Origin of the sequence: Sphingobacterium deserti (assembly GCF_000757725.1) — a bacterium.
Classification (GTDB): Bacteria; Bacteroidota; Bacteroidia; order Sphingobacteriales; family Sphingobacteriaceae; genus Sphingobacterium; species Sphingobacterium deserti.
This window is the reverse complement of sequence record NZ_JJMU01000026.1, coordinates 83,700-98,999: the sequence shown is the minus strand read 5'-3', so window position 1 is coordinate 98,999 and position 15,300 is coordinate 83,700. Positions and strand designations below refer to the sequence as shown.

The window sequence follows — 15,300 nt, the reverse complement described above, 5'->3', positions numbered from 1 at the left end:
AAAACCCCGTCGCTTACTTTTGTTGCATCCTTATTGGATAGTGCGAAGGCAAATGACTACAGATTCAAAAGTAAAAAGTAAAAAGTAAAAATTTAAAAGTAAAAATGAAAAGTAGTAGAATTTGCATCCAGTATCAGTTCTACATACGAAGTACTAAATACTGACATCTTTCTCACTACGCTACACGCAATACTCACTACGCACTACTCGGTACGCAGTACTCACTACGCTATACTCACTACGCAATACTCAATAACAAACCCTATATTCGTAATCATTAAACATCGGCACTATGAAAGAAATATTGAGCAGCATGTTATGTATTAGTCTGTTTTTTATGGCATGCACGCCATCTCAGAACCAACAAAACCAACTTACTTCCGACGAGCAGGAGGCTGGATGGAGCTTACTTTTCGATGGAAAGTCGCTAAATGGATGGCATCTTTACAACAAAGGCGACATCGATTCAAAATGGACGGCCAACAACGGCGAGCTGGTTTGTGATCCCCACAAAAAGGAGGGCATATTTGGTGATCTAGTAACGGATAGTGTTTACGAAGATTTTGATCTGGAATTGGAATGGAAGGTGACCAAGGGAGGCAATAGCGGTGTATTTATTAACGTCAATGAGGACAGTATATATGCAGCAACGTTTGCTACAGGACTGGAAATGCAACTGCTGGATAATAGCAACGCCGAAGCCCGTCACCAAACAGACTCTACACACTGGGCAGGATGCCTCTATGCCGTGGATTGCATCGGACAAAACTCATCACCCGAAGCTTATGGCAATTGGAACAGTAGCCGGATTGTACAAAAAAATGGTAAAGTAAGTTTTTGGCTTAACAACAAATTGACCTTTGAACGTGAGACAAGGAACGATGAGTTCAAACAAATGGTAAAGACTAGCGGCATGAAGGCTTACCCTGCCTTTGCAACATACCCATCAGGAAGGATCGCTTTACAGAACCACACGGACAGCGTGGCGTTCCGAAATATTAAGATCCGCCGCCTTTAGTATTACTAGCGGAAGATTCCACACTTGACACAGGGAAAGAAACAGCAAGAGCAACCTTCACAGGCTGCTCTTTGTTTTAAACACTAAACAACAAATCTATATACCTCACAAGCCTCCATCTAAGAATCCTTTTTATCGCCACTTTTGACTTATCACTTCTCACTTTTGAATTTTAACTTATCACTTTTGACTTGTCAAAAAGGCCTTGTAAGTCGGCTAATGGGATGAAACTCCTGGAAATCAACAACTGTAGTAACGAAGCCATCTTTGCTGGGCTCATCTTTCACCAAATCAGTGCTGAGGTATTTTTTATTATCATCACACAGCAGCGTAACAACTGTTGCATCCTCCCCCAATCGCTCTTTCAGTTTGATAGCTCCGATGACGTTAGCACCAGAAGATATTCCCACAGCCAAGCCTAGCTGCTTCGCCAGCTTTTGAGCCATCAATATCGAATCACCGTCAGAGGCCTGAATAACGTCATCTAATTGATCGAGTTTCACAAGAGCAGGTATAAACTCATCCGATATACCTTGTATGCGATGAGAACCAACTTTATATCCGGTCGTTAAGGTTGGACTCTCTGCTGGCTCTAGCGGGTGAATTTTTACAAACGGATTTATCTTGCGTAGGTGATTTCCGACCCCCATAACCGTTCCTCCAGTTCCGACTCCGGCCACAAAGGCATCTGGCAATTTCCCTATGACGCGCAATTGTTCGACAATTTCATGTCCGGTTGTCAGCTCATGCGCTTCCGCATTGTATTGATTTTCAAACTGTCTCGGCAAAAACACTCCACCCTCTGCAGCAAGCTCTTCGCTTAAGCGAATGCTACCTAGGAAACCACCTTCCTCTTTACTGACCAGTTGGATATCAGCTCCCATACTTTTGATAATATCGATGCGTTCTTTGCTCAACCAATTTGGCATGATGATTTTTACTTGATGACCCAAAGCTTTGCCAATGGCGGAAAACGCAATACCGGTATTCCCACTCGTCGCCTCCACAATCATATCCGTTGGGCGGATTGCACAATGTAAATAAGCCTTATAAAGAATGTACAGCGCCATCCTATCCTTAATACTACCAGTCAAGTTGTAATGCTCACATTTTACGTAAATCTGCCGGGCTTTACCCTGGAAGGTGTAGTGCAATTCCAACATAGGGGTGTTACCAACCAAACACCAAAGATGTTTAAATTTATCGTCGAGCTTTGGCGAAAGACAAGCGCTAATTTCCGATGCAATCATTGTATAAAAATATCTTACAAAATTGATTCTATTCAATATAATATTCAATACAGGGGTATATCTTCAAGAAATTTTATCGTAAAAACATTTTCAACTGAAGTTTTTACAGCTTTCATTCGTATTTTTGATATTAATCAAAAAAACATCTTATGGAGTTGGATCTGGTTGATATGAAACTATTGCGGCTATTGCAAAAGGACGCCTCGCTCGGCAATAAGGAGCTCTCCTACCATTTAAATAAGTCAATTGCGGCAGTACACGAACGCGTCAAGAAGCTTAAAGCAAATGGTTACATCAAACGAACGGTGGCCATACTCGACCGCAAACTTGTGGGCATTGATCTGATATCTTTCTCTCAGGTATTCTTAAAAGCGCATACTGCCGAAGTGCTCAACGAATTCGAACGTGACGTAGCGAAATTTCCGGAAGTGATGGAATGTTACCAAATGGCGGGATCCTATGATTTTATGCTACGCATCGCCACAAAGGATATGGAGGCGTACCATATTTTCTTACGTCACAAGCTGGCCGTCCTTCCTCAAGTAAACACGGTACAGACATACTTTGTTCTTTCCGAAACGAAGAACGAGACGGCTTATCCGATATAGAAGCGAACCACCATGCTGCGAACTATGGAATTTGCTCCGTAGCAATGAATTGTTTAAGATTCATACAAAATAGCTCCGCCCATTTTGGGATCAACTGATTTTCTCTCAGAAAAAACTATGGATCAGTTTTGATCTCCTCGCCATCGCGGCACGACAGCTCAAAGCAACAGGACAACTACCTTTCGCACCACTGACATAGGCCCCTGTAGTTCAAGACAATCGATGCCACTAAAGATGGGTTGGCAGTTAGTCTTGTTGAAATAAAATGTTGCAGCTACCTTAATGGCATACCTATTTTACTGTATAAAAAATCTCGATACTGTAATCCAATATCAAATTTCTGACCAGTTTTGAGTCTTACACTCACTGCATCCACGGCTCTAATTTGAGCAATATGAACCATATGAGACCTGTGTATCCTAACGAAAGAATCTCCAGGCAAAATATCTTCCAAGGCCTTTAGGGTAGACTTTACCACTACTGTTTCTTCATGGGTTGTAATTTTAATATAATCACCCCATGATTGGATAAAAAGAATATCTGTGGGATATAGGAAGACAGTTGTCGGACCGTCTTTAAATTTTAAAATATCTTGCCTAAAGTCGCTCCTCTGGTATTTTATAGCCGTTTTAACTCTTTCAATAGCCTTAGACAATCTCTCCACCGTCAAAGTCGGCTTTAGAATGTAATCTATCACGTCCAAATCAAATCCTTCAAGAGCAAACTCAGGGTGAGCTGTAACAAAAATAAAAAATGGCGGGTTCTCCAAGGATTTCAAAAATGTCACACCGTCCATATGCGGCATTTGGATATCAGATAAAATCAAACTGATTGATTCACAAATAGCGCTACGTTGCAATTCTTGAGGGGACTCGTATACTCCAATAATATCCAGCGCGACATTACGTGAGGCCAAATCTTTTAAATGATCTCTCGCTAGGGGCTCATCTTCTATTATTATAGTCTTTATTTTTTCCATAACATCAAAAAGTATCGGAGATCAAAATTTTGTGTTTCGTTTTTTTCAACGAAAGTCATACCTTTCCAATCGCATAGTTAAAAGCACCAAATAACGACCTTGCCTATCATCTATCACCAATGTATGATTATTTGGATAATTGAGATCAAGTCTTCTACGGACATTTGCGATACCTAATCCCCCCTTGTAACCTATCGGTTTTTGCTTTTTTTTAAAGCCGTTTGAGATATTCACCGACAACAGCCCGTTAATGGCGTGCACAATGATCCTCAAACTTGCTTCTTTGCCATTTGCTAATGGTCCGTGTTTAAAAGCATTTTCAAGAAAAGGAAATACGATCAATGGAACTACAGTATAGTTGATAGCATCGGCCTCTATGGAAACTTCTACCGGTGTATTTGGATTGAGGCGTATCCTCTCTAATTCGATATAGTTCCTTAGAAATTTAAATTCCTCCTCGAGAGAAACAGTTGACCGACTGCTATCATAAACTAAGTATTCCAATATGCCTGTCAAATGCCTCTGCGAATCAATCGCCTTATCAACATCTTTACTCATTAATATCAAGATATTATTTAAGGCGTTAAAAAGGTAATGGGGATTAATCTGGGATTTTAGGAAATCCAATTCGAGCTGAACATTGTTTAATGCCAGTTCTGCATTCTTCATTTCCAACTCCGTTCTCTGTTGTCGTTCACTGATCATTGCCTCTATCAATTTAATCCCCATAGGAAGTGAAATTAAATACACAAAATCCAAAATATACGTGGACATTGATTCTGCCTTTATAGGACCAAACATCCCCATCTTCAAGGCAAGGGTAATAAATTGCTGAAGACTTGGGCTCATCTGATCAACGTATAGGTCGAAGCCCAAAAAGAAGATGTATGATAGCAAAGCCCACCAAAGATAGATTATTAGTAACCATGCTAAACATAGAAATAGCTTGTTTCTCATTAACCACTTTGGGATGACTATATAGGACGTCGTATAGAAAATACCTGTCACTGCTATAAGATCTTTTGATGCTAGTATCCAAGCATAATCCTTATCATATGTGTCATAGAACGCTAAATATACAGCAAACATGGCAACCCAAAACAAAACATGAGTGATAACACGTGCTGTCGGTGTATAGTTAAAAAAAAGGGAAGTCAAGTGAGCCATTATCGAATATTAATTAGCCAATCCCACTAAATTTAATAAATATCATTTACATATATAAATAACATCACCGAAGAACACAAAAACACCTCAAACTAAATGAAGATTGAAATTGGTTAGACTTAATAGCACATTTATCGATATGGATAATATAATTTACAGATTATAAAAGCAAGAAATCTAGATTTGTGTGCTGACCGGGTATATACCTTCACCATATTCATCTCGAAACTCAGAGGATAAAGTCTACCTTCCGTATCACTTTAGAGCGATGACGACATCCTAATAGTCGTTTAAAAGCGGAAATTTAAACCTATATTGTAAAAGTTCAAATCTTCTATATCTCTTTCTTTTTGTTTATAAAATGATGCACCGATGGTGGGCGAAATTTTTAGCTGATTACCAATAGCAAAGGTAAACACATAAAAATTCATATTGAAAATTGAATTGATACCACCATTATTAAGTGTTTTATAATACCCTAAAGACATAAAATATTTATCTTTAACAGGATCGTAATCTTCCTCTTTCAAAATTGAAATTAAATGTAGTGGATAAAGTAACGCATCAGCACCAAGACTAAAGTTATGCGCTCTTTTATAATCTTGTAAAAAGGTGTAGTTCACAGCAGGGGCTAGCGAAAGCAATCGATCAATCGTAAAGGATCTATTTACTACAATTGATTGTCCGCTTGAAGCATTATTCTTTGTTTCACTGTCATCCGTGAAATTGAATTGGTAGTTGAGGTTGAATGTCCCATTTCTTTTTTCTAATGCTCTTTGCGCGTGACTCTGTAAGGAAATGAGAAGGAATACCATCCCCACTATGATTTTATTCGTCGCCGTCATACATATTATTTTAAGTTTTTGTTACCTTATTACAGTGATATCTAGTATATGTTATCCATTCCACTATCAATATACCAATCTAAAGTTGTGTAATAATCCAGCAACCAAGGTTGGTTAATAAGTGATAATGTAAGTCCTGAAGATTCGATTATTGGAAAATTAAGGAAGTATTCAGTGTGAGCTTTATAAACCACACACTTATTTAGGGCACTTTCCAATTCAACGAGCCCAATCTGAGCGTAATTGTTTCGTATTAGTGACCAGAAATCGTATAATCCCAAATCAATAGATTTTACAAAATTAAAGTCTTGCGCAACTCCTGATAAGCTATTTATGTCTCGCCGATCTGATTTTTTGAAAACCCTTCTTGTTTCAAAAGCTAAATCTTCGAGATATTCCGTATCGATCAAAGACACCGTGCCTGATTGTTTAATTCCCGTTTTACTGTTATAGTAATCGTAAAATTTTTGACAGACCTTTGTTAGATTGCCGGAAAACAAATCGCCTAAGATTAAATCATACGGATAGCTAGTGTTTAAAACCTCAGAGCTTGATGCGATTATATAATCCGCATTCTTTCGTAACTCATACACGACTTCAACACTAGCCATATAACACGCATCAAAAAGAATGAATTTCAGATTTTTAGGCAGGGCAGTTTTCAGATCCTTTAAATCCATCTCCTCGCCCCTATCGTAGCCAAAAGATTTGGTGGTCGGAACTCTTTTGGACTCTGGTAGCCAAGACGTAGCGTGCGACCACATTATTAATCCGTATCTTTTAGCTGAAGTAAATGAACTCATGTCCTTGAAAGCTTCTCTCATAAAATCTAACGAAGAGGAATTTTGGCTTTTGTATGTTTTTAAAGTGTCACTTGCAATGACCCCCTCATTGTTATCTGGTTTGATTTTTAAGATATAAGAACTGAATCTGTCCGTTTTTACGAAAACAATAAGGTCCCCATCTTCCCGTCGATAAGCTTTTTCCATCTGATCTACACTACGGATGGCGGAGTATTTCAGGTCGTTGTTTGCTGCTATATATACAAAAATGGCATTTCTATCCTCGTCATCCGAGGCAACGTCTGCCTTTTTGCAACTTAAGGTACAAATAAGGCATGCCAGCAATAAATAATTTTTATGGGACATAAAAAAGGTGCTATAGATTCGATAAAGAACTACCATTTACTCCAATTATCCCATCCAACCCATTTCCAAGATTTTTTCCAAGAGGTAGCTAAGTTTGCCATTGCACCTGCACCGAGCAAAGTTTTAAAGGCTGCACTTCCTGAAGAATAACCAGATTCTGTTATAGTAAGAGCAGCGTTATAAACTGTTATCGCAGCAACTGCAACGTATGTTACCACAACAGCTACCGTTTTTATGACCTTCGTAAAGAATTTACCTATTTTCTTGAATAAGCCTTTCGACACTACTATAGAAATTGATTCATCAAATACTAAACTTGCTGAGACCATTTCTTCCAAATTTTCCATCAAGACTGCATCATCAATTGCCTCCAAAGCTACCATTCCCGTAACTCCGACCATGCTGACCTGCTGTCGAGTTAGCCCTCGGGAATTAACGAGCAGTGCGCTATTGAAATTGATAATTTTGCTAGACACTTTGTCTTTGATAGTAGCAACATGTGATTCGTACAACCTCTCAATTTGCGCCACTGACATATTTTCATCTTCAATTAAGTAAGCGTTGACTATATCATTTTCAATCTCATCGTTAATTTCTCCGTGCAAACTAGTGATCACGTCTTTTAACTTGTTATCATTGGACGGAACAACTTCGGTCAAATTGGTTGATTGCCTAAGGTTTGTTTTGATCAAAGTTGTGGCGGCTTGCTGCGTCGGTGCTTCGCTAAGAAGAGGGAGCATTTGATTAGATGTCGCAAACGCATTGAAATATGGAGAAACTTCAACAACATATTGATCGATTGCTAAAGCCTCAACATGAGATAGCTCTTGCCTTATATACCCAGAAACTATTCCCTGCATAGAAAGTTGAGCACCGTTGTGAGAGCTCTTGACCATATTGGACGTTTTGGTATACTTGTCAATAAACGACGAAAGCTTTCTCGTCTCGTTTTTAAGATCTCGCCTCAGGATCTCAGCACCTTCTTGATTCCGCTCGATTTCCACTAATGAATTTTTGACACATGACCCAAACAGGGCGATGATCAGAAACATTACTAATTTTCTCATTGGACTTAAAGATTATAGTTTGCAGCTAGTTAAAGACGCTAATTGTATTAACGTGGATCAAACCTAAGCTTTAAGTAATATCCAATGAAAACTATTCGATAAAATGGCAATTTTATCGGTCGAAGTTGGCTATAAAAGGGTAAACAATAGTTGAAACGGCATTTAAAGAATGTAGAAAAACTACATAATAAAAGCTTCTAAAATAAAAAGCATCGGAAATCCGATGCTTTTTGTGGAGGCTACTGGATTCGAACCAGTGACCCTCTGCTTGTAAGGCAGATGCTCTGAACCAACTGAGCTAAGCCTCCTTCTTGGTATGGTGGAGAATACTGGGTTCGAACCAGTGACCCTCTGCTTGTAAGGCAGATGCTCTGAACCAGCTGAGCTAATTCTCCATGCTTTTTTGCTTATTGCGTGTGCAAATATAGGTGTAAAATCTGATTTGCAAAATTATTTTTATACTTTTTATCTCGTCTATCAGCAATAGGCTAATTGTCAATCATATAAATTCACATCTCCTAATCGTAGAATTTCCATGAAACGCCGAAGCGGAAATTTGCATCGTTCATCGGGTAACGACGAACGGTATAATATCCTTTCGGATATGCAAATTGATTAAAGAAATTGTACGAAAGAAAGAGATTGACACGATCGATATTTCCCGTGAACCACAGGTTCCCGATTGGATAGGTTGAATAATTAATACCGACGTTATCGTTATAGAATTGTCCGGCATTGATGGCATACGACGGCGAGCGGAACGGCGTGTTGAAACGCACATCCATTCCCAGACGGAAGTCCATCACATTATAAAGTTTGTTCGTATAGTAGAAGCTATGCCAGGTATACAGTTCTGGCGTGGCTAATATTGCTTCCGCATCCGTTTTTTGATAAACGACCATATTATCCAGGTGAAAACGACCTACTCTAAAATTTTGCCAAACGGAGATTTTCAATAGGTTTAAATTCCCCGATTGCGCAGGTGTGATCCGTCTTAATAAAAGCTCATCATTGCCCGGGTTATCCACTTCTCTAAAATACAAGTAGTTATCCATCAGGAAATATTCCGCTTTTCCCGAAAAGCCAATCTTTTTATTTTGGTAAGCGAAAGAGAGATTCTGTGTTGTAGTCTTATTAAAATTGTTTTCCCACTGATGGAACGTGTAGTTCATGCGGTCAAAAACCATTTCCGGAGATTTGTTTTGCGAGTATGCACCAAGGCTAATCTTACCCGCGTTTTCACTCAGAAAGATATCCGCATTAGCTTCATACAAAAAGTCGCCCGCTTGTTGGCCAACAACAATTTGATTGACCGCTGCGCGCACGTCGATTCTATCGCTAAACTTGTAGCCTAAATTTCCCTTAAGGGTGCTATTTTGATAGAAGCTAGACGTCAGACTATCGCTATACCAAATCAAATCATTTTGAAACGCCAAATCAAGTTTAGCCTCATTTTTAAACACACCCTTTCCCCGTAGATAAAAGGTGTAGGTAAACTCGTTAGATATCGTGGTGATGCTTGTTGTATCGTCTACGCGCTCAATATCGCCGAGTGGGAAGGCACCATAAAGATCGGCTTCATTCTTAAAGAAGAGAAATTTCCTTTGTCTGATGGAGGAATTATGCGCAACAGCATTCGTCGGATGGATCTCCATTTCTGGCAATCCTTTATTAATTGTATCCAAACGCCCTAAAAAATAGGATTGCCGGATGAACATTCCGTTATCGCGCCACCTATTATGCGGACGATTTTCATTAATCCCGCTCAGGCGCGTGAGATAGCCCATATTTGCTGTGCTGGAAGTATCTTGAAAGACGTCGCCACCGACGATACCCTCATCCACCACAGAGCCATTTTCCGGCGCGTTGAGGTTATTAAAGGTTCCATTCACGAGTAAATTATATCGCTTGTCTTTCGACTCGTACCAGCTAAACACAGCCGCCTTACGATCGCTATAATCTTGATTCATATAGTAACCGTCTGTATTTGTGGCGTGGTACTCTGCCCCAATATTCCATTGTGGATTGATATTTTGTGCCAAACGCGCTCTAAAAACTTGGTCGTCGAAAAAGAATCCTACCGTGTAAAGCTCAGAAAAGCGTGCTCTTGCACGGAAATATTGTACGGAGTCTGGCTTCAATAGATAACGATCCAAGGCGTAAAAACCGGGCTGAAAGCCAATTGTCTTATTTGGAGTGAACAACAAATCACGCGTGGCTAATCCATACGACCCAAGATTTATGGACGGATTCCAAGGGATGTTTTGTTTATTATAATATTGAAAGTTGACATGTGAGGTGTCAAGCTGTACCGTTCGTGTGGCTTGTTTCATCATGTCCAACGTGGTATAACGCACATACTTGGCTGTGAAAACGACCGAGTCTTTTTTGTTATCCTCCTTTGCCCGAGCCGAATCCAGCGCACTACTAAACTCTTCTTCCGTTTGCGCCGAACTATGGGGTGCACCAGCAAGCACGAGTACAAAAAAGATTAAAAGCTGCTTTACATACCTATTCATCAATGCCTTTGTTCTTAAAATATTGCCAAAAATAAGGCTAAAATTTTCATTTATTGCAATGCTATTAATTCTTTTAAAATCTTTGTCATTTTTGGCTCTGCAGCGGCTGCCACTTCAATAATTTCTTTTAAGGACACGGGCTTCAAATCTGAATGAAATCCTTCATCTGTTATTACTGATATCGCAAATACAGGAATTCCCATATGATTAGCTACAATAACTTCCGGCACTGTACTCATCCCCACGATATCTCCCCCAATAATGCGCATGTAGCGGTATTCTGCTCGCGTTTCCAGATTTGGTCCTGGCGCAGAAACATAAACGACTTTATGTGCTCTAATTTTTAATTTATCTGCTATGTCGAGGGCATGATGAATCATTTCCTGATTATATGGTTGGCTCATATCGGGAAAGCGCGGACCAAAGTCTTCATCATTTGGTCCGCGCAACGGATTATCCGGCAGCAAATTAATATGATCGTCTATAATGCCTATATCGCCTTTCAGAATACTTGGGTTGAGCGATCCAGACGCATTTGATACGAACAGTTTTTGTATTCCCAAAGCTTTCATTACGCGTACCGGAAATGTAATCTCTTGCATATTATAGCCTTCATAATAGTGTAAGCGACCCTGCATGGCGACGACATTCCTCCCATTCAGCTTCCCGAAAATGAGCTTTCCGGTGTGAAACTCCACTGTAGAAATTGGAAAGTTGGGGACATTGGAATACATGAGCTGATAGTCCACATCGATTTCGTCGACTAACTTACCCAAGCCGGTGCCCAGTATAATGCCAAACTCAGGGTTGAAGTCGCCAATTTTCCGGCGAATTGCGGTAACCGCTTCTATAATTAAGTGATACATGGGATGTTAATCTGTTTATTCAAACATAACTTATTTTTTTCTGTCCTACAAGCTAGAGGTAGTGCCGGATAAAACATTAAAAAAGGGTAAGACTTCATATGGAATTTCACGTTTAACAGGAATATTTTCGGAGCTTACTTGCCCGCGAATTATCTTTATATCTTTTGATAGATGATATAAAACTCCTCTATGCGGAAAATTCTGGGTTTAGGAGGTAATTTTTTTTGATTATTCAATATCGTTCCGTCGATCCTATTGGGCATTTTTGGAAAGCTCCAGACCAACCCTTCGACGTTCAATTTCGATAGCATTGTTTATTAGGGTCTATACTAAAATAGATCAGAATGAGTTCCCGTTCTAACAAGTTCTAAGAGCAATATTTCTGAGTTTTCATTCCAAATGAGTAATAGATCTGGCTTAACATGGCATTCCCAATAACCGCTATATTCACCTTTTAATTTGTGTGGTCTATGCTTTTTATCAACTCCCTCATGTCCAGAAATTGATAACTTCGTAATAAATGCCTCTAACAAATCAAAATCAGCCCTACTACGCTTTTTCAAAAGTTTTAAATCTTTCAGAAACTTTGTTGACGCTACAATTTGAAACATAATTTACACACTTTTAAAAAGTTCTGATACACTTGAAAATTTGACGCCTTTACCTTGTTTCAACTCTTCCATAGCATTAACAGTCTCTTTATTAGGAGTATCATTCTGGGAGATAATGCGGCCATTTAACTTTTTTAGAAGTTGCTTAAACAGTTTAGTTTCTTCCTCAGGTAGTTCAATTGTAAGTGTTTTCATATCAACATTAGTATTTATTTGCATCCATATTCTTAGTTTATTCACTGATATGTATATCGAGTATCTTAGAATAGCTATACAACAATCATGTTATGTAAATTTATGAAACCCTGCGATATTATACAAGTTTGTGAGACGGGTGGACTTTTATAAATTCACAGATCCCTAAGTCTTTAAAATATCCCAATAAGCAAAATGCTTTAGGTAGTTTATCGAAGTCGTTAATAAGATCGGCGGCTTCACATTCCCTCATTACGTTGAGCGATACGAATTCATCCTGATAAAGTAAGGAAATTATAGTATAGAATTATGCCCTTGATAAATTCGGCATGAGCCGTGAAGAGCTGTCAATGGCCATTGATTTGGTATAAAAAAATCCGACCTATAACGGATCGGACTTTTGTGAAGTGGGAAATACTGGGTTCGAACCAGTGACCCCTACCTTGTCGAGGTAGTGCTCTAAACCAGCTGAGCTAATTTCCCGGCTTGAATCTCTTTAAGATGCACAAAGATAATTTTTTGAACAGTCTAGACGAAATTCTTTATTAAATAATTTTAAAATTTACGTGCGTCTTTCGCCAGCTTACCTGGAGACGTGGCAAAAAGCATAAGGATAATGGTGAATGCATTGTACACAATAAGCTCAAAGCCTATACGATAGCTCGTATGCGGAATAATATAGTACGTATTCAACACAAACCAAATTGCTGGAGAAATCAAGCAAAAGTATGGCACTAGCTTATCATTCACGGCGTACTTTGTCAGGATACCAAAAGCAAACAACCCTAATAGCGGTCCATATGTATAGCTTGCCGCGGTGAAAATAGCCGTAACTACCGAATCATCATTGATCAACCGGAAAAGAAGGATCACAATAAGCATCACCACACTGAAGACAAGATGCACGACATTCCGTTGGCGCACTAAAGCCGGATCATTTGGATTTTCTTTTTTGTTGAAATTCAAAAAGTCTACACAATACGAGGTGGTCAACGCGGTCAATGCAGAGTCTGTCGTTGCAAAGGTTGCTGCCGTAAGGCCCATCATAAATACTATACCTGCAGCAATCGAAAGATTATTCAATGCAATTTCGGGGTAGAGATAATCAGGCGTGCGCAACATAGTGATATCGATGCCTTTCTCGCCTACATAAATGTAAAGCAGAGCGCCGACAGCTAGGAAAAAAAGATTGATGACCACAAATACAGACGTAAACGTCAACATATTTTTCTGCGCCTCGCCGATGGTACGCATGCTGAGATTCTTTTGCATCAGGTCTTGATCCAAACCTGTCATGGCTATCGTAACGAAAGCGCCGCCTATCACATGTTTCCAAAAGTGGCTTTTATTTCCCAGAAAATCTTCCCAGACAAAGATCTGTGCGTAAGAACTATCCTTCACACGCTCGAATGCTTCCAAAACATTTATCCCTAGTCCGTCAGCCATGAAGTAGATGGACAACAACACGGCTAATAGCAAACAAAATGTTTGCAAGGTGTCCGTAATGATTATCGTTTTTAGCCCGCCTTTATTGGTGTACAGCCAAATGAGGCCCAAACATCCTGCTACGGTAATGCCGAACGGTACATTCCAGGCGTCGAAAATAAATTTTTGGAGAATGATGGCAACAAGATAAAGTCGAAATGCAGATCCAATGGTACGTGACACAAGAAAAATCATCGCTCCCGTTTTGTAACTTTTATGCCCTAAACGTTCCTCTAAATAGGTATAAATAGAGGTTAGATTCATGCGATAATACAAGGGCAACAAGACGTAAGCTATAACGAGAAAACCAAGAGCATTACCTAATACAAACTGAAAATAACTAAAATTCGAAGTCCCAACGGCTCCCGGAACGGAAATAAAAGTAACGCCAGATAGCGCGGTTCCGATCATCCCAAAGGCGACCATGTACCATTTGGAATTTCTGTTTGCGACGAAGAATGTAGAATTATCAGATGTGTTTCTGGATGTGAAATAAGAAACACTTAACAGCAATCCAAAATAAACAAATAAAAAGGCTAGGAGTATAAGTGGTGACATCGTTAATAATTGAAAAATAAGAAGGGGTTAGCGAGTAGTAGCTGTCCACTACTCTTTGAATGCTTTACTATTTTCTATCGCTTCGCGGACGTTTCCGTAGCGCTCTAATAAGGCCGTTGCAGTTTCCTCATCAGCACCTGTTTCATCCATAACCATACGTACACCACGAGCCACGAGCTTTATGTTAGACAACTGCATATCAACCATTTTGTTCCCTTTCACGCGCCCCATCTGGATCATAACCGAGGTGCTTAGCATGTTTAGGATTAGCTTTTGTGCTGTGCCTGATTTCATGCGTGTGGAACCCGTTACAAACTCAGGGCCCACAACCACTTCGACAGGATATTGCGCTACCTCTGCTATTGGCGAGCCACTATTGCAAACGATACAACCTGTTACCAAGCCCTCTTCATTTGCCCGTTTCAAGCCACCCACCACATACGGAGTCGTGCCGGATGCCGCAATGCCAATTACAACATCATGCTTGCTCATACCATATTCCTGCATATCTTTCCATGCCTGCTCGGTATCATCTTCAGCAAATTCGACAGCTTTACGAATGGCCTTGTCGCCGCCTGCGATCAATCCGATAACCCAATCAAATGGCACACCGAATGTGGGCGGACATTCCGAAGCATCTAAGATTCCCAGCCGGCCGCTCGTACCTGCCCCGATGTAAAACAAACGTCCTCCCTGCTTCATGTTTTCTACTGTAGCAGTGACTAATGCTTCCAATTGCGGAATAGCTTGCTCCACCGCATGTGGAACTGTTTTATCTTCGTCGTTCATATTTGTTAAAAGATCATGAACAGACATTTTATCTAAGTCTTGGTGATTCGACTCCTTTTCCGTAATTCGTATCATATGTTACAGCAAAAATCTACAATTATTCGATTATACAAATATGCAAATTTCAATCAGAAACATGCATAAAAACGCATCTTTTTTAGCTTCCTCTTTTCTTATTGTTTCGTATTCGACGAA

The 15,300-nt window shown here is 39.7% G+C and carries 14 protein-coding genes and 3 tRNA genes; 2 read left to right on the top strand and 15 right to left on the bottom strand.

Annotated features, from left to right (window positions below; translation table 11 throughout):
• The first annotated feature begins 292 nt into the window (after positions 1–292).
• Positions 293–1,018, top strand: coding sequence for a 3-keto-disaccharide hydrolase (locus tag DI53_RS09140; protein ID WP_037497960.1), 726 nt, complete (start codon positions 293–295; stop codon positions 1,016–1,018).
• Between the two features lie 194 nt (positions 1,019–1,212).
• Here the strand turns inward: DI53_RS09140 and DI53_RS09135 are convergent, their stop codons facing one another.
• Positions 1,213–2,268, bottom strand: coding sequence for a PLP-dependent cysteine synthase family protein (locus DI53_RS09135; protein WP_037497958.1), 1,056 nt, complete (start codon positions 2,266–2,268; stop codon positions 1,213–1,215).
• A 149-nt stretch (positions 2,269–2,417) separates the two neighbouring features.
• On the opposite strand from DI53_RS09135, the gene DI53_RS09130 reads away from it, so the two are divergent.
• Entirely contained in the window at positions 2,418–2,876 is a 459-nt protein-coding gene (locus DI53_RS09130) for an Lrp/AsnC family transcriptional regulator (RefSeq protein WP_037497955.1), read from the top strand.
• A 274-nt stretch (positions 2,877–3,150) separates the two neighbouring features.
• Here DI53_RS09130 and DI53_RS09125 read toward each other — a convergent pair whose 3' ends face one another.
• The 14 genes from DI53_RS09125 to murQ form a co-directional block, all read right to left on the bottom strand.
• Positions 3,151–3,855 carry a LytR/AlgR family response regulator transcription factor gene (locus DI53_RS09125; protein ID WP_052072250.1) on the bottom strand — a complete coding sequence of 235 codons (705 nt, stop codon included), beginning with the start codon at positions 3,853–3,855 and terminating at the stop codon, positions 3,151–3,153.
• Between the two features lie 45 nt (positions 3,856–3,900).
• Positions 3,901–5,022 carry a sensor histidine kinase gene (locus DI53_RS09120; protein ID WP_037497953.1) on the bottom strand — a complete coding sequence of 374 codons (1,122 nt, stop codon included), beginning with the start codon at positions 5,020–5,022 and terminating at the stop codon, positions 3,901–3,903.
• A 290-nt stretch (positions 5,023–5,312) separates the two neighbouring features.
• Entirely contained in the window at positions 5,313–5,867 is a 555-nt protein-coding gene (locus DI53_RS09115; RefSeq protein WP_037497951.1) for a hypothetical protein, read from the bottom strand.
• A 41-nt stretch (positions 5,868–5,908) separates the two neighbouring features.
• Positions 5,909–7,015, bottom strand: a complete 1,107-nt coding sequence (locus DI53_RS09110) for a clostripain-related cysteine peptidase (protein ID WP_052072247.1) — start codon at positions 7,013–7,015, stop codon at positions 5,909–5,911.
• A 29-nt stretch (positions 7,016–7,044) separates the two neighbouring features.
• A complete protein-coding gene (locus tag DI53_RS09105) occupies positions 7,045–8,082 on the bottom strand; it encodes a hypothetical protein (protein ID WP_037497949.1) in 1,038 nt (345 codons plus the stop codon).
• A gap of 233 nt (positions 8,083–8,315) precedes the next feature.
• Positions 8,316–8,390, bottom strand: a tRNA-Val gene (locus DI53_RS09100).
• Between the two features lie 9 nt (positions 8,391–8,399).
• Positions 8,400–8,477, bottom strand: a tRNA-Val gene (locus DI53_RS09095).
• Positions 8,478–8,600: 123 nt separating this feature from the next.
• The gene (locus DI53_RS09090; RefSeq protein WP_037497947.1) at positions 8,601–10,601 is read right to left on the bottom strand and encodes a putative porin; all 2,001 of its coding nucleotides are present in this window, start codon (positions 10,599–10,601) and stop codon (positions 8,601–8,603) included.
• 50 nt (positions 10,602–10,651) lie between these two features.
• Positions 10,652–11,467: a purine-nucleoside phosphorylase gene (locus DI53_RS09085; RefSeq protein WP_037497943.1), complete on the bottom strand. Its 816-nt coding sequence runs from the start codon at positions 11,465–11,467 to the stop codon at positions 10,652–10,654.
• Positions 11,468–11,796: 329 nt separating this feature from the next.
• A complete protein-coding gene (locus DI53_RS09080) occupies positions 11,797–12,078 on the bottom strand; it encodes a type II toxin-antitoxin system YafQ family toxin (protein WP_052072245.1) in 282 nt (93 codons plus the stop codon).
• A 3-nt stretch (positions 12,079–12,081) separates the two neighbouring features.
• A complete protein-coding gene (locus DI53_RS09075) occupies positions 12,082–12,273 on the bottom strand; it encodes a hypothetical protein (protein WP_131555214.1) in 192 nt (63 codons plus the stop codon).
• 408 nt (positions 12,274–12,681) lie between these two features.
• Positions 12,682–12,756, bottom strand: a tRNA-Val gene (locus DI53_RS09070).
• Positions 12,757–12,828: 72 nt separating this feature from the next.
• Positions 12,829–14,316, bottom strand: a complete 1,488-nt coding sequence (locus DI53_RS09065) for a sodium:solute symporter (protein WP_037497936.1) — start codon at positions 14,314–14,316, stop codon at positions 12,829–12,831.
• A 48-nt stretch (positions 14,317–14,364) separates the two neighbouring features.
• Positions 14,365–15,180 (bottom strand): N-acetylmuramic acid 6-phosphate etherase, encoded by an 816-nt coding sequence (gene murQ / locus DI53_RS09060; RefSeq protein WP_037497934.1) that lies wholly within the window; start codon positions 15,178–15,180, stop codon positions 14,365–14,367.
• Positions 15,181–15,300 lie beyond the last annotated feature (120 nt).